Here is a 15,812-nt window from a genome sequence, read left to right as displayed (position 1 = left end):
CCCTTCCCCGCCAGCTCAGCCAGCTTCTCCTGGGCCGGTCATTTCTCAGGTGCCCCCCGTAGGGCAGCTTAACCAACCCCAACTGCCGCCGGGAAGTTTGCCTGCTGAGTCTCCTTTCCAAGGAAGAGCTGTGGCTCCTCCGGCTGGAGATATTGCTGTCGGCACGATTCTACCCGATCCCCCTCCGGTTGACCTGGGAACCAACGCCAAGATTAGCCTGACCTTGAAGGATGCTCCCGTGGGCGATGTGCTGAGTTTGTTGGTGCGACGGGCAGGTTTGAATGTGGTGCTCAACGACGTTCCACCCGAGCTGACTATCTCTTTAGACGTGCAGGACTCGCCCCTGCAAGAGACGTTTAACTTTATCCTGCGGCTAAAACAGCTACAGGCACAGCGACGGGGCCAAACTGTCTTTATTGGACAAAACCTGCCAGGGGTGAGCCGGATCCTGGTGCGCAACTACCGCCTGAACCAAGCCGTTGCCGCAAATATAGTTCCTCGTCTCGAAGCTGTTTTAAATGCCGTAGCTCCAGGCGCCCAATTTGATGTGGACGAGCGCACCAACTCCATTACCGTGATCGGCACCGAGCGACAGCAGGACATCGCCGCTGCCCAAATTGCTCAACTGGATGTGCGCCGGCGGCAGGTTTTGATTTCCGTAAGAGCGGTCGATATCCGTCTGAACAACAACGAGAGCTTATCGGTTAACTTGGGTGGAGCCTCTGGTAACTTTGCTGTTGGAACCTTGGGAGGGGCAAGCTTCGGTGGCGAGCCACTGAACCAGCCTCAGGGATCCTCAGTAGAATCCATTGGCCCCACTGGGCCCTCTGGCTCTATTACAGGTATCTTCAATACCCTCAACCGCCTGCAACAATCCTTGGCTTTGCGAGTTCAAGCAGCCATTCAGAACGGAACCGGCAAAATTTTAACCGATCCCAAAGTGGTGGTGGCAGATGGCGGCTCTAGCCGGATTAGCATTGCCACCAGCGTGCCTGTAAACGTCGAAACCATTACCATACCCCAAGGAGAAAACCAGCCACCAGTTGTTACCCAGCGTTTGCAAAGAGAGGAGGCTGGAGTTATCTTGAACGTTTCGGATGTCAGGATAGACGATAATGGATTTGTTACCTTAACTATTCGGCCTGAGATTTCCATCCCCATACCCATCCAAGTGCTGGAAGGTGGAGACTTTGCAGGGATCCAGCTTTTTAACATTGATAGGAGACAGTTAGAAGCCTCTCAACTGAGACTAAGAGACGGACAGACTTTTATTATCGCCGGCCTAATCCAAGACAGAGATACTGTCGATGTTCGTAAGGTTCCTCTGCTAGGGGACTTGCCTCTTCTAGGTGCTTTGTTTCGCTCCCAGACTGTGAATAATGAGCGCAATGAAGTAGTTTTTATGCTGACGCCCTATATCATGGACGACAACGTAGCCTTTGGTCTGCCTTCTAATCTATAAGACAGTAGGGAGTCGATATGCTAAGCCGTTAAGTTTCCGAATTCTCGACCAACCTAATCATTAGTAACCGTCGCATCATAGCATTATAAAAAAGAGGGATCCAAGCCCCCTCACCCTGTCCCGGTGGCCTGGGATTCGGGACAGGCGATGAGCGCCAGCTCCACCTGATGTTCTTGGGGTTGCTGCAGTTGCACCTCCACGTCGCGGCCAAAGAAGCCCTGCATTTTTTTCTGGTAGCTCTCCTGCCATTGCTGGAAGGGAACGGCTGGCGAATCGAAGAGGAGTACCAAGGTGTAGCGGCCATCCCGCAATTCTTCTCTGTAGCCTCTAATTTTGGGTAGGTCTGCTTCCAGAGGGCCGCGCAGGCCGAGGAACTCCAGGGCCTCTTCCAGGTGGGCGTTGGCCCCATAGCTGTATTTAGTGATGTCGGCGCGAATTTGTTTTTGAATTTCCGTGGCCTGCTGAGCACGGGCTTGGAGCACTTCTGGCGAGGGGGGCGTCAGGGCAGGCACTGGCTTGAGCTCCACCACCTTCAGGGTTATCCCCCCCAGCAGCAGAGGGATCCCGGCAAACAGGCCGATGAGGTTCAGGGTGGGATCGCTGTACTGGGCAAAGCCCCAAGCTGTGGCGGCAACGCCCGCCAGCAACACCAGGGTGCTCAGGGGGAGGGGCAGCTTTTCAAACATACAAGCAGGAAGGGCAACCTGAACCCAGGCTAGCAGGAAAGACGCTCCCTGAGGTGACCTTGGGGGTGGACTCGGCTCCGCTGGGGGTGGATAATGGCTGGACGCTGGTGTGTTGGGGAGTGGCCCATGGTTTTGTCGCATCTGTCCAAAGCGTCCCGTCGTCTGCGCCTGCTGGATCGCAAAGCTCAAGAGCGGGCCCCTCTTTTTGAGGCCATCCGCCACTACTGCAGCTTGGACAAGGCTCCCTTTCACACACCAGGCCACAAGCAGGGACGCGGGATCGCCACCGACCTGCGGGAGTTTTTGGGAGAAAACGTCTTCCGGGCGGATCTCACCGAGTTGCCGGAGGTGGACAACCTCCACGATCCCGACGGCGTGATCCGGGAAGCCCAAGAGCTAGCTGCAGCTGCCTACGGAGCGGATCGCAGTTGGTTTCTGGTGAATGGCTCCACCTGTGGCGTAGAAACCCTGGTGATGGCCGTGTGCGACCCAGGGGACAAGATCCTGCTGCCGCGCAACTGCCACAAGTCGGCCATTGCCGGCGTGATCCTCTCCGGGGCGGTGCCTATCTACGTTGAGCCGGATTTTGACTCAGAGCTGGGCATTGCCCACGGCATCACTCCTGCCGGCCTGGAGCGGGCCCTAGCCGAGCACCCCGACGCCAAGGGCGTGTTGGTGGTCAGCCCCACCTACTACGGGGTTTGCTGCGACCTAGAAGCCTTGGCGGCCATCGCCCACAGCCACGGCCTGCCCCTCTTGGTGGACGAGGCCCACGGGCCCCACTTTGGCTTTCACCCAGAACTGCCCATCTCCGCCTTGGAAGCCGGTGCCGATCTGGTGGTGCAGTCCACCCACAAGGTGATCTCCGGCATGACGCAGGCCTCGATGCTCCACCTCAAGGGATCCCGCATCGATCCCAACCGGGTGCGTAACATCTTGCAACTGCTGCAATCGACTAGCCCCAGCTACGTGCTGATGATGTCGCTGGACGTGGCGCGGCGGCAGATGGCCCTAGAAGGCGAGAAACTGCTGGGCCAAGCCCTGGCTTTAGCCGATCAAGCCCGCGCCCGCCTCAACCGCATCCCAGGGCTGTACTGTTTTGGTCCGGAGCGCATCGGCTCTACACCTGGCTTCTTCGATCTGGATCGCACCCGCTTGACAGTGACGGTGTCGGGGCTGGGCCTTTTTGGCTTCGACGCCCATGACTGGGTTAACGATCACTTCCACGTACAGCCGGAGATGTCCACCCTGCACAACGTGGTCTTTATTGTGAGCCTCGGCAACACCCAGCGGGACATCGACCGGCTGGTGGAGAGCTTTGCCGCCTTGTCAAAGTATGCCCAGGGATCCCAACCCTCCCCAGCCATGGCCGAGAAACTGCGGCGCCTCGCTCAGTTAAAACGCCCTCCCCTGCCGCCCCAACGGCTCTCGCCGCGGCAGGCCTTCTTTGCCCCCATCAAGCGGATCCCTTTCCAGGAGGCCGTAGGCCACATCTGTGCTGAGATCATCTCCCCCTACCCTCCTGGGATCCCAATCCTGGTGCCCGGCGAAGAAGTGACGCAGGAAGCGGTAGACTATCTGCTGCTAGTGCACGAGGCAGGCGGCTTTATCAACGGCCCTGAAGATGTACGGCTGCAGACCCTTAAGGTTGTCGAAACCTAGCCCCTCAGCTGCCTGGCTGCGCTGTCTGGGGGGGAGGAAGGGAAGGCAGGGGGTTGGGAGAACTGCGGCGGTGGCGGACAACCTTCACCCGATCCACCCGGGGTCCCTCCATGCGCACTACTTGGAACTCTATGCCTTGGTAGGTAAACTTTTCCCCTACGCGCGGGATCTTCTGTAAGTGATAAATCAAAAAACCTCCCAGCGTTTGGTAGTCCTCATGTAAGGGGAGGTTAAGGTGGCAACGCTCGTTGACCTCTTCGATGTCCAACTGGGCCTGGACAAGGAGAGTGTTTTCGTCCAGCTCCTCGATATCCGGCTCCTTCGTTTTGGGATCCGGGCCATCGGAGAGCTTGCCGACAATCTCCTCCACCAAATCTTGAATGGTAATCAGGCCTGCTGTACCGCCAAACTCGTCCACCACCACCACCATTGGCCAGTGGTGCTGCTGCATCTCCGGCAAGAGCTCGGCAATTAGCTTGTTTTCCGGCTCAAAGTGAACCTCCCGAATAAAGGGAGTGATCGGGCTGTGCAAGTCTAGGGATCCCTTGGCCAGCTCGCCAATGAGCTCCTTGACGTGAATGAGACCGCGGATGTCATCCAAAGACTCGCCGTAGACCGGGTAGCGGGAGTGCCCCGATTCGGCCACCTCGGCCAGCACCTCCTGGACCGTGGCGGTTTCCGGTACCGCGTCGATGCTAGTGCGCGGGATCATCACCTCGCTAGCCACCGTCTCGCCGAACTCGAAGACATTGCTCAACAGCTCCCGCTCCTCCGCCTCGATGTTGCCCGACTCCACTGACGAGGCAATCAGCAGTTGCAGCTCCTCCACCGTCATGGTGCTGTAAAAAGAAGTAGCCTCCGGGATGCGGACACCCAGGAGGCGCAGCAAGCAGCGGGAGGAAAACCGCAGGAGCTCCACAAAAGGATGTAAAAAGCGGCTCACCAGCCGGTTGAGCCAGGCTAGTTTCAGGGCAATTGGCTCCGAATAGAGAATGGCTAGAGTCTTGGGAATCAGCTCCCCCACCACAATCTGCAAGTAGGTGAGGAGCGAAAACACCACCACCCCCGCCCCCCCTTGGACAAGGGCAGGATCCATACCCTGAAACCAGGGCAGCTGCCTCAAAGCCAAAAACAGCGTTGGCGCAACCTGGGTGGCCCCGATCCAGCCCAACAACACACTGGCTAGGGTAATGCCCAACTGGGTGGTGGAGAGGGCGTACTCCAACTGCTCCTGGGCTTTTTGCACAATTGCCGCCTGGCGGTTCCCCTCACTAGCCAACTGCACCATGCGGGAGCGCCGCGCCGACACCAAGGAAAACTCCACTGCCACAAAGAAGGCGTTGACGAGGAGAAGGGCGATAACCCAGAGGAGACTGAGAGACGCCTCTCCCCAGGCAGGCTCAGGGCTGGGGGACGAGTCTAAAGGAGGGTCGTCCATCAGGGGAGCAGGAAGACGGATAGACAGCATTCTAGCTTAGAGCGCCTCCGGCCCTTGACTTTCTGGCTCTCTTTGGCTACCCTCCTCGCCCAACAGCGAGCTTCTGCTGCTGCGTCAATCGGCGATAATATTCCTACCCCTTGTTCCTGCTGCAGTAGGTGCCGGCCATGCCCGATTTTCTGCCCTACGCCTACTTTCAGGGCCAGATTGTCCCCTTTGCTGAGGCGAAGATCTCCATTGCCACCCATGCTCTGCACTACGGGACGGCAGCCTTCGGCGGTCTACGCGGGATCCCCGACCCACAAAATCCGGATCAAGTGCTGGTGTTTCGTCTGGATCGCCACTGCCGACGGCTGAGCCAGAGTGCCCGCCTGCTCTGCTTCGATCTGCCCGCCGAGAAGATCGAGCAGGTGATCATCGAGCTGATCCGCAAAAATCGTCCCTCCACCTCTTTCTACATCCGCCCCCTGGTCTACACCTCCGACCTGGGCATCTCGCCGCGGTTGCACAACATCGAGAAAGACTTTTTCGTGTACGGGTTGGAATTGGGAGACTACCTCTCCCCCGAGGGAGTTACCTGCCGCATCAGCTCTTGGGCCCGCCAAGAAGATCGCAGCTTGCCGTTGCGGGGCAAGATCACCGGCGCCTACATCACCTCTTCTCTAGCCAAAACCGAGGCAGTACAGTCCGGCTATGACGAGGCCATTTTGATGAACTCCCAAGGCAAGGTAAGCGAAGCCTCGGGCATGAACATCTTCATTGTGCGCAACGGCGTGCTGATTACCCCCAGCTTTGACCAAGACATCCTGGAAGGGATCACCCGCGACAGTGTCCTCACCATAGCTCGCGACCTGGGGATCCCCACCCAGGAGCGGCCCGTCGACAAATCGGAGCTGTTCATTGCCGACGAAGCCTTCCTGACTGGCACTGCTGCCAAGATTACCCCCATTCGCCAGATTGAGCAGTATGTCCTGCCCCCTTCTCGCCCCATCACCGAGCAGCTGCGGCAGAAGCTGACGGCCATCACCGAAAATCGGGATCCTGCCTATGCCCATTGGGTGAAGGTGATCCCGCTAAAAGAAAGCTAGACCCTCAGCTTGCCATCGGCAGGCTGCCGAAGGGGAGAATTAGAATTGACCAATCCAGACTGCGGGAGAGGGATCCCTTGCACGAGATTTCTATTACCTGGGCCGACTACCACCGCAAAATCGAAGAGCTGGCCGTCAAAGTTTACGAAAGCGGCTGGGAGTTTAACCAAATTGTCTGCATTGCCAAAGGCGGGCTGCGCATCGGCGATACCCTGGCCCGCCTCTTTGACCTCCCCCTAGCCATTCTCGCCGCCTCCTCCTACTCCGGCCCTGGCAATCGCCAACGGGGGCAGCTGATTTTCTCGCGGGATCTGGCCATGACCACTGCCAACCTAGGCAGCCACGTGTTGCTGGTGGACGACTTAGTCGACTCCGGCATGACCCTGAAGCGCTCCGTCCACTGGCTTAAGCACCACTACGGCTTTTACATCGAGGAAATCCGCACTGGCGTACTGTGGTACAAAGCGGCCTCTGTCTACCAGCCCGACTACTACGTGGACTACCTGCCCGATAACCCCTGGATCCACCAGCCCTTTGAGCCCTACGAGCAGATGACGCCCCAGCAGTTGATGGAGTCGCTGCGTTCTTCGGGTTAGCTTGATCCCTATCTCGACGGCAGCTCAAAGCGAGGTAGTCCATCCAAGACAGGCTGGATCCCTGCTGGGATCTGCTCATGAGCAAGAGGATAGTGATAGTTGACCTGGGACAGCAGCCGTTTCCACTGCTCCGAATTGAGAGCTTTGACCAGAGAAATAGACGGCTCTCCCTTTAACTCGTAACCTGACTCGATTAGTTTGAGGGCAACGTTAGTTGCTGCTGTTGCCAGGACTGAGTCTGCCATTCCATAGTCTAGCTCTGCGGATACAATCAGGGCATAATCCTGAGGGCTTGGGCTAAGCAGAATAAACTCCAGTAAGAGCTCCAGACTCGAAATAGTTGCTTCCTGGAAACTAGGATCCCAGTTTGGGAAGAGAACCAGGTTAAGTTGGCTAAGGTAAATTTCTGAAGTAGCAGTATCCAGATGTTCTTCAAGAGGGCTAGTTTGCCCAGAGTTGCACCTCAAACAAGCTCTACTCTGTTGAAACCTAAGGCTTAGGTCAATTCTCTCGTCTTCCGTGGTGAGTAGTGTATGACTAGCCTGTTTTTTGCTGCTGCTAGTTAGGTGTAAGATGGAAATAGGGGTGTAGGGTAGGTAAGGCTCAACAAATAAACTGCGCTTTGGATCCCACCTCGGTAAGCCATAGTGGCAGGTCCAATTGCAGTAAGCTGGCAGAAGTTCTGTTTCCTCCAATAAACCGTCTAGGTAGACGGCAACGTTTAAGGCAAGCTGGTCAGTTAGAACCGAAGGTCTTTTGGCTAAGGCTTGAGCAAGGCGAAGATCCCAGAAGTTCCAATGCGGAGCACTATAAAGTAGTGCGAAAACACCTGCGTTGAGAAGAGGATAAGTGTGCAGATCATCAACATTTAGGTTAGGAAAGTAATGCCTATAGGCTTTGGATAGTTCGATTAAGTGTTCTTTTGATCCATAAAGTAGTCTGTTTCCTCGATCAATCTCTGGTACGATGGCCAGGCCTCTTTTTTTACTTCCCTGAATGAGTAAGTCAATTCCAAACCATTCTTGAACCCAGGCATCTGCATCAAGCCAGATATAAACTTCATAGCCTGGAAAGTACTTAGGAAGGTGCGGTCGAGCCAGAAGCCCCCGCAAGTATAAGGGTGCATTCTCAATACCAGGAAACGTGTATTCCCAGTCCGGCTCAACAACATAGTTTACGTTTTCCAAAACCCAGTTTATTTCTTCAAGTGAGCAGCCTAGGTTAAAGAAGCCTATATCGATTAATTGACCTTGCGGCTTATATCGAATAGAAAGAATCGTTCCTTTAACCAGGTCAAAAAAATGAGAATCAGCGCCAGTGATAATAATTGCTGAGCTCATAGAGAAACACACCTGCAGAAAGCCTAAGCTCGGTTAACTTGCTAAGCTACTCTACTTGATCGCAATTACATTTAGGCTAATGGGCTCGCCTAAAAAAGACATGTCACTGCAATCATTAAATAAGCCAAATTTATCAACCTTACTAATGATCCTGAAACCTGCTTGAGTTAGTAACATAAACAGGTACTCCCAAGAGAAGCCAACTTTATGGTAGTCATATTCATCAGTTTGTCCGCCGAACATCATTCGCATAATCGCAAATCGCTCCTCAGGCGAGACTCCTTCTCTCAAATAAAGACGACAAAGAGTAGGCAGATCAGGAACGCTGATCATCAACTCGCCGCCAAAACGCAAAACTCGATGCCACTCTTTGAGAACAATTGGAAGTTCTCGAATGTAATCAAAGTGCTCTAGGACATGGGAAGCATAGATGGCCTCTACGGAGCCATCGGCAAATTGACTGAGATCCTTAGCATTTCCCACGTAGTCGACGTGCTCCCTTGCCTGAATATCCAGGATCTTCCAATCGGGGTGAGGTTCTTTACCTCCAATGTGAAGGCGGATACGCTGAGCAGGCCTAGGCTCAGCTTGATTCTCTTGCAAAGGCGGAACCGATTCAATTAGCTGATGCTTGTACGCAAGATCAAGGTATACCTTCTCCATAGCTCTGGCTAGGCGCTTTGGGTCCCAAATTATCGATCTGTCATAGGAATCTCGAATGGTTTGCTTAGCTTTTTTCAGGAGTTCTGGATTATTGGCTAGTTGGATCCCACGCTCGATAAACTCTTCAATTGACCAGGTGATGCACTCTTCGAGGCCGATATTTTTCAGCAGACTGAAGCTCATGCGGCCATAGTAGTGCCTACCGACTAAGGTCAGCACCGGTAAGCCCATATACAAGGCTTCCATTGTATGAGTGGCCCCTGTGTAGGGAAATGTGTCTAGCATCAAATCAAATAGCCCTAGCTGACCACGATGTAAACCTGTGTATTCTGTTCTTGCTAGGAAGCGAATTCGATCCTCGACTCCCAGTTCTTTAGCTCTTTTTCGATACATCTCAATCATTGACGGAGCTTCCCCCTTGCCTTTTACAACCAGTACGGCATTGGGAGAATTGAGTAAGATCATCAAATGAGCTTCTACACACTGGTCATTGCGCTTATATGCATGAGCAGCTGTAAAAAGGAGAGTATTTTTAGGGGTAATGTTCAGCGTTTGAGAAAATACTTGATGATCTTGGGGATCTACGGCAAGTTGGCTAACAGCAGCATAAGCAGGCAAGCGAATTAACTCCTCCCGGTAGTCCTCTTTCGCCTCATCCGGGAGTAGATAAGGATCAACAAAGAAATAGTCTAGAGTTGGTAAGCCGGAAGAGTCTCCTCCCAGCCAGCTACACTGAATAGGAGCACAACGATATGCCATAACATAGTTGCTAATTCGATCTGTCAACGAGTCAAGATGTATAAGAATGTCAAGATTGTCGTCTCTTATTGTTCGTACAATCTCCTTTAGGCTTGTGTTTTTGGGAAACTGACGGAAATAAGCCTTGTGGAGGAGAAAACTTTGATAAAGAGGATCTGAGGAGAGAATTTCTTCCGTCGCTAGGCCCATTAAGTAGTAGTAATAGACTTCTATATTCTCAGTATCGTGGGATGCAAGTATTTGATGAGACATTAGGCCTACAGAGTGACTCATAAAGCATATACCCAGGTAGCCAACTCTCAGCTTTCGAGGGCAGGAGCTGCGATGCTGATTTGCTAGGTTTCGGGATCTGCTACTGAAGCTATCCAGATCTAAGTTTTCTCGGTAAGATAGAAGAATAGAATAAAGTATGTCGGCAGAGATCTGAGTTAGCTTTCGTATAGTCTTTCTATCGTCGCTAACATAGTTGATAAAAAAGCAGACTGAAAACATAAAAGCACGAGCGAGACTCTGAACGTTGTCATTTACAGGCTCTTGGTTAACTAGTTTCTCCTTTATAACCTGTAAACTTTCCAGTGGCCACAAGCTCAGGAATCTGTCAATAATAAGCTTTACCTTGTCTGTGAGAGCTGCTTTGGCAAACAAGGCCATTGCGTTCTCTAGAAGATAGATGAAGTTAGCAGATTTCTCTTCTTCCTCTGAGGCAAGTGAAAGTAGTTTTTCTGCCACTACTGAGTACCCCAGACTTTTCGATTCTTCCATCAGCCTATAAATGAGCTCTATCCCGAAGCCGGACAGCCAATCTTTTGATGTGGAGAGTGCTTTATAGGATTCAGCCCTCTCAGGAAGATAAATCTCCGAGAGCAAGGATAGCGCCGCCATAACCGAGCGACGCTGTGGCTGAGGCATTTTCTGGGCAAAGACTTCTAGGAGATCAAAGAAGACCTCTAAGTATCCTTCGTCCAAGAGATGGCGGGCAACATCCAGGAAGGTAATTTCTTCCGATAGGTCGACAATTTCTGGCCCAGAGCTTATACTCTCAGCTACTGCTGACGCATAGGTGAGGATTGCCAACTCATCTTCTCTCTTGATGGCGTCGTAGAGCAAGAGTAGATTATTAGACTTCTGCAACGGATCTAGCTCAAAGATGAGCTCTCTTATTTTTAATGAATGATCGTAAAGGATTTTCGACTGGTGAATAGGTTGCTTGCTAGCCAAGAAGGCTATTTCTCGAGCTGTCTCGAGCATGAGCGAGATCAGCTTTTCTCGACTAAGCAAAGAAATGCCTTCCACTCTCAGTAAAGCGTTGTAAAGAGGATAAACCTTTCTGGGCTCTATGTAAAGAAGTTTACGGATTGCTATTTCTGTGGCTTCTTGTGGTGTTCCCGGGGCATTCTCCCAGTCGGTGCTGAAGTCAGGGTAGATAACTTTTGTTAGCACCTGTCCCCACTGCAGAGGGGAAAGAACATTGGCATAGGTTCTAGCCCAGTCTTGAAAATCCATTTCGGAGCGGGCAAGGGCAGCTCGCCCTCGAGCAGCAACCTCTTCTAAGGTGAAAGATTCAGGAAGTGGCATTGACTCAGGAAGGCACTAGGACAAGTTGGCCTCATTATGCCATAGCCCTGAGCTGAGGCGGTTCAAGGGAGTCGACCACACACGGGGATAGCTTGGTGGCCCCGCACTTGAGTGCGGGGCGGAAAAGCCCGTAAGCAACTTGAGTTGCTATCCCTTCGCGCCAGCGGGTCGGAGGCCTTAGCAAGCACCTACTACGGTGGAAAACCCGACCAGCGCAGAGCGTGGGGGCGTTGCTCAGCAAAGTAAGCAGAACCTTAGCGCTTTGCTCTAGGGAACTGTGTAGGGGCATCTTGACAGCACCTTTATGAGTCCGCGTGTGGACTGTGTAAGAATCCCCCGACTTTAGTCGGGGGAGTGTCAATTGCCCGTAGCGTGGGCCTGTTTCCAGCTCAACCTTCGCACCGTGGGGGGCAGGCTTCCCGGTGGGCAAGACTGTAGCTGCTTGGAAAGGAAGGTGGCTACCTAGTTCCCCTTGGCAGAATCTGTGAGAGGCCAACGAGAAGAGCTCGGCAGCTCCGCCTGCAGGGCCAATAGCCAAGGGCAGGCTGGGCACTCTCGGCAACGTTTACAAAGACTTGTCTGGGGGATGTTATGAACTCGAGCGGGGGTGGGTAGTCTAGTAGTGTCAACAGAAGGCACAAGCGAGCCTTCCTCTAACTCTCAAGGGAGTAACGAATCATGAGTGCAAAACTGCGCCACTCTTTACTTCGCGCAAAGCTCTCTCAGTTCTTGCTTTCTCGCGCCAAGGGCTTCACGCTGATTGAGCTGCTAGTGGTGATTGTAATTGTAGGCGTCTTGAGCGCTATTGCAATTCCCCAGTTCCTGAACCAGATCCGTCGCTCTCGCGTGGCAGAAGCCCAGGCTGCTCTGACCGATGCTTCTCGTGGTGCTGAGGCCTATCGGATGGACTGGAGTCAGTATCCTACGGCATATGAAGTGATTGGCCGTGGCTGCGATAGTGCCTGGTGTGGTCCCACCAGGGATAAGTACCAGAACGATCCTTGGTCTGCTCCCAACTACGGCGCTCCTGCTATGTCAGTGGATACCCCCGCTCAGCGCGGCTTGATCATGGCGGTTCTTGGTAATACAGAGGTTAACCCTGCCTATGTGAACGCTGGTGGCTACCCCATCCTCTGTGAGATCGGCCTTGGGCGGGGTGAGAAGCTGGTAGCTACCGGTGACTACTATGTCGGAAAGTCTTGTAATGTTTTCTCTAACGAAGATTCAGGGGTGACAATACTAGAAGACGAGCTGAAGCTGAAGCCGTTCGGTGACGAAGAGGAAAATTACGATCTGACAGAGAAAACTGCTACGACTTTCCCGCGGCAACAATCCTAGTAACCCTAAGTCAAGGCTAAGTGACTATTTTGCTCCCTGTGACTGGGGAGCTTTTTTTGGTATCTTGGCAATTCTGGAGATCTGTGAGGTGCAAACACAAGCTCAAACCCTACCGCGCAAAGCCGGCGCAGGAACGGGGGTTCTTCCTGGTGGAAGTAGTGACCACTGCAAAAAGGGTTGTCAGGATGTGTCTAATTTCTCACTTAGTCAGGTTTGGAAAGTTTGAGGTCCAAAATAGCTCATCTCACCACTTTATGGTCGTTTCAAACGAGATTGAGACACCTTTGCTGCCGATCCAAGGGCTCGACGCCGCCAGCCCGTTTGCGACAGCGTTGCGTAGCAATAACGATTTAGGGAGATGTTTTATTGCTATTTGAGAAATGGCAGAGCTACCCATGGCTGATCCTAGGTTGAGGGTCAAGGGATCCTTTCTCACTTGGCCTGGCTTCTGTGGCTAATCTATAGAGACCAGCAGAGCTATCTGAGCAGGGAAGAGGGCGAGGGTTGGAGGTACCGAGACCCTAACTAGCCTGAGAGGGCACAATAAAGATAAGACTTCCTCTTCCTGTCTTTGGTCAGAGGGTGCCTAGACGAGCTAGAAAACAGAGGGGACTTCCTTTCCGCGAAGCCAAGACAGCCCTACAGAAGCTGGATCTGGAGCGTATCGCTGTACTGAGGGTAGCAACAGATGGACAAGAGGTGGAGATGTTGACTAGCTTGGAGCTGTGGCTCAAGGACATCAAGGTCATCTATGTGGAGTTTGGCTCGGAGCAAGACCGCAAGCAGATTGACCGGATGCGGGATCCTTCTCACATAATCTGGCGGGGGATCATGTCTCAGGGTAGCCAGGGCTGTCTGTGCTACCTGAGTAGAAGCTACATTCCAGACGGAGCTAATGACTAAAATAGGAGAGTGAGCTATGGAAAACTCTGAAAATACAGCTCTGCAGCCTCGTGTTCTACTGAGTTGGCCAATTTCACCAGACTATGTACCTCCTCCAGTTTTTTCCAGCCAACAAGTGACCTTGTGCCCGAGAGGAGGAGCTAAAGGTTTTGTAGAATTCTCTAGCGTCTGTCAAGATCTCATTAAATGTCCAGAGGAAGAGTATGACATTTACGACTTTATACAAAAATCATCTCGAATTGAGAATAAAAGATTTGACTTACTAATCGTTCGAGCATCTAGTTGTGAGCCAAGCATCCCTATCAATACTAAAAAGCTTAAGTGCCCGACTGTTTTACTTGCAGGAACCACTCATCAGGAGCGTTTTCCAATTAGCTATCTCTTAGCTTACTGTGCAACTGAAGACTTTGACTACATCGTTACTCCTATCAACCGTCATCACTTGCACTGGTTTGCAGCAGCAGGGTTTAGCAATACAGCGTGGCTGCCACTCATACACATGCACACGGTTACTCATGAATGGGTGGAGACCAGAGAAGACAAAGTTGCTTTTTTAGGACATGCGGGTAGTTTTCATCCAAGGCGAGTTCGGCTGCTCAACACTCTAAAGGAGGCCGGCTTGCCTCTAGTAGCAAAGTCTGGAACTAGGGAGGAAGGTGCTCGCTTGTTTGCTCACTCCTTAGTCTCATTTAACTGTAGCTTAAACGGAGACTTTAACCTAAGAAACCTCGAGATTATATCCGCAGGAGGATTTCTGTTGACAGATCGCTTATCGTTTGCTTCTGGTTTTGATGAGTATCTTACTCCAGGCTTGTACTGTGATGTCTATGACTCCGAGTCTGAGCTAGTAGAAAAAGTCAAGTTTTACTTGGAGAACCCAGAGTTAGCGACAGAAATCGCGAGAAGAGCCTACGAGAAGTTCTTTACAGACTGGCACCCAAGGTATCGGGTAGCTGACCTGATGAACTGGGTGTTTAAGGGAGAACTGCCTGAATTTTACGCGGGCAACTCCGATCCTCGATTCTTCATTAGCACTTCTAATAACGATCTTATGGATACACGGCTAGCTATCTATGAATCTGTTCAGGAGCTACACCGGGTAGAAGAGAGACTTAAGATACTGGTTAGTAAGGAGTGTCCAGTAGCAATTGTCTCGGATCTCCTAGATCTGCCTAGGCTAGAAGTCTACGCTGAGGCTGGCTTCCCAGTGTCTGAGCTTCCGAAGACAGATAGAGTTACATCCAGAGTGCATGTTTTTAAGGAGGGACATAACTATTCAAATGGTAATATTTGGGATGTTTTAATTGTCAATTCCAGCAGCGACCTTATTTCTCAACTTCTACCTCACTCTAAGTTTGCCTTTGTTCTTGGAGACCAGAATCAGATAGTATTTTCCAACGCAACGAGATTGGTAAACATTGAAACAATTTATTATAGTTTGTCTAGAGCAGACGGCTCCTCCTGTCGAGTTGAGATACGCTTTTATAAGGAAGGAGAAGACTCAACAAGATATACTTTTGATGAAATATTTAGAAAGCAATCTTACCCGTTTCTAGACTTTGTTGATGATGTATCACTAATAGTTGACGTAGGAGCAAACATTGGTATTGCCAGCACTTACTTTCGAGCATTGTACCCAAATGCCAAGATTGTTTGTTTTGAGCCTGATCCATTGGCCTTCCACTTGCTAAAGCTAAACAGTGTCACAATAGGGAACTGCAATTTGTACCCATTCGGCTTATACAGCGATGACATTGACAAAGTTTTTTACAGTAGTCTCATAACACCTTCCCATAGCTCTGTATACAAAAACCGAGACACTGCTTTTCCAAGAATTGTCCGTTTTGTAAAGGCGAGCTCATTTTTAAAGAGCATTGGCATTGCAAAAATTGATATCCTCAAGATAGACACGGAAGGCTGTGAGACCCAAATACTGAAGGATCTCTTTGAGATGTTAGCTGACGTTAAGATAATATACTTAGAGTTTCATTCAGAGGAAGATAGGCGAATAATCGATCAAATTCTGAGTACCACCCATGTTCTCTGTAGGGGAAATATATTTGACGCACATCGAGGAACGCTTTGCTACTTAAACAAGAAGAACATCCTTCATAATCCATTGATAGAGCCTCTTCGGTAGAAGCAGTTTATTTTCGGTAGGAGCAGTTTATTTAGCCAACCAACGACCAGCCTGGTAAGGCAGACTCTAAACTGCTCCTCTAACTTACTTGTCCATCACTACATCGAGATCCACCCCCAGTTCTCGCAGCTTTTGGGCCAGACGCTCCGCCCGCTGTTCGGC

General features: G+C 51.8%; 11 protein-coding genes. 7 read left to right on the top strand and 4 right to left on the bottom strand.

The genetic code is table 11. From position 1 onward, the window contains the following. The coding region (locus NW827_RS10875; RefSeq protein WP_414503683.1) for a type II secretion system protein GspD at positions 1-1,462 on the top strand (1,462 nt) is incomplete at its 5' end. Between the two features lie 110 nt (positions 1,463-1,572). Here the strand turns inward: NW827_RS10875 and NW827_RS10870 are convergent. Beyond that, complete coding sequence (locus tag NW827_RS10870) at positions 1,573-2,148, bottom strand: DUF2854 domain-containing protein (RefSeq protein ID WP_414403799.1); 576 nt, start codon at positions 2,146-2,148, stop codon at positions 1,573-1,575. Between the two features lie 126 nt (positions 2,149-2,274). Between NW827_RS10870 and NW827_RS10865 the strand changes: the two genes are divergently transcribed. Beyond that, on the top strand, positions 2,275-3,810 hold the full coding sequence (locus NW827_RS10865; RefSeq protein WP_414503682.1) for an aminotransferase class I/II-fold pyridoxal phosphate-dependent enzyme: 1,536 nt from the start codon (positions 2,275-2,277) through the stop codon (positions 3,808-3,810). Between the two features lie 4 nt (positions 3,811-3,814). On the opposite strand, the gene NW827_RS10860 is transcribed toward NW827_RS10865, so the two are convergent. Then, positions 3,815-5,278 carry a hemolysin family protein gene (locus NW827_RS10860; RefSeq protein WP_414503681.1) on the bottom strand — a complete coding sequence of 488 codons (1,464 nt, stop codon included), beginning with the start codon at positions 5,276-5,278 and terminating at the stop codon, positions 3,815-3,817. Positions 5,279-5,415: 137 nt separating this feature from the next. Here NW827_RS10860 and NW827_RS10855 point away from each other — a divergent pair, with 137 nt between their 5' ends. Both NW827_RS10855 and NW827_RS10850 read left to right on the top strand, forming a co-directional pair. After that, positions 5,416-6,336 carry a branched-chain amino acid transaminase gene (locus tag NW827_RS10855; RefSeq protein WP_414362475.1) on the top strand — a complete coding sequence of 307 codons (921 nt, stop codon included), beginning with the start codon at positions 5,416-5,418 and terminating at the stop codon, positions 6,334-6,336. Positions 6,337-6,413: 77 nt separating this feature from the next. Continuing rightward, a complete protein-coding gene (locus NW827_RS10850) occupies positions 6,414-6,932 on the top strand; it encodes a phosphoribosyltransferase (protein ID WP_414362476.1) in 519 nt (172 codons plus the stop codon). An 8-nt stretch (positions 6,933-6,940) separates the two neighbouring features. Here the strand turns inward: NW827_RS10850 and NW827_RS10845 are convergent, their stop codons facing one another. Both NW827_RS10845 and NW827_RS10840 read right to left on the bottom strand, forming a co-directional pair. After that, a complete protein-coding gene (locus tag NW827_RS10845) occupies positions 6,941-8,272 on the bottom strand; it encodes a hypothetical protein (RefSeq protein ID WP_414403796.1) in 1,332 nt (443 codons plus the stop codon). A gap of 51 nt (positions 8,273-8,323) precedes the next feature. Then, positions 8,324-11,269 (bottom strand): methyltransferase domain-containing protein, encoded by a 2,946-nt coding sequence (locus tag NW827_RS10840; protein ID WP_414403795.1) that lies wholly within the window; start codon positions 11,267-11,269, stop codon positions 8,324-8,326. Between the two features lie 678 nt (positions 11,270-11,947). Here NW827_RS10840 and NW827_RS10835 point away from each other — a divergent pair. The 3 genes from NW827_RS10835 (at position 11,948) to NW827_RS10825 (ending at position 15,650) form a co-directional block, all read left to right on the top strand. Continuing rightward, positions 11,948-12,607 carry a type IV pilin protein gene (locus NW827_RS10835; protein WP_414403794.1) on the top strand — a complete coding sequence of 220 codons (660 nt, stop codon included), beginning with the start codon at positions 11,948-11,950 and terminating at the stop codon, positions 12,605-12,607. 705 nt (positions 12,608-13,312) lie between these two features. Next, on the top strand, positions 13,313-13,510 hold the full coding sequence (locus NW827_RS10830; RefSeq protein ID WP_414366398.1) for a hypothetical protein: 198 nt from the start codon (positions 13,313-13,315) through the stop codon (positions 13,508-13,510). Positions 13,511-13,526: 16 nt separating this feature from the next. Continuing rightward, a complete protein-coding gene (locus tag NW827_RS10825; RefSeq protein ID WP_414403793.1) occupies positions 13,527-15,650 on the top strand; it encodes an FkbM family methyltransferase in 2,124 nt (707 codons plus the stop codon). The last annotated feature ends 162 nt before the right edge of the window (positions 15,651-15,812 follow it).

It is taken from the genome of Synechococcus sp. H70.1 (assembly GCF_047502705.1).
GTDB lineage: Bacteria > Cyanobacteriota > Cyanobacteriia > Thermostichales > Thermostichaceae > Thermostichus.
The sequence above is the reverse complement of the archived record's forward strand: the minus strand, read 5'-3'. Positions and strand labels throughout refer to the sequence as shown.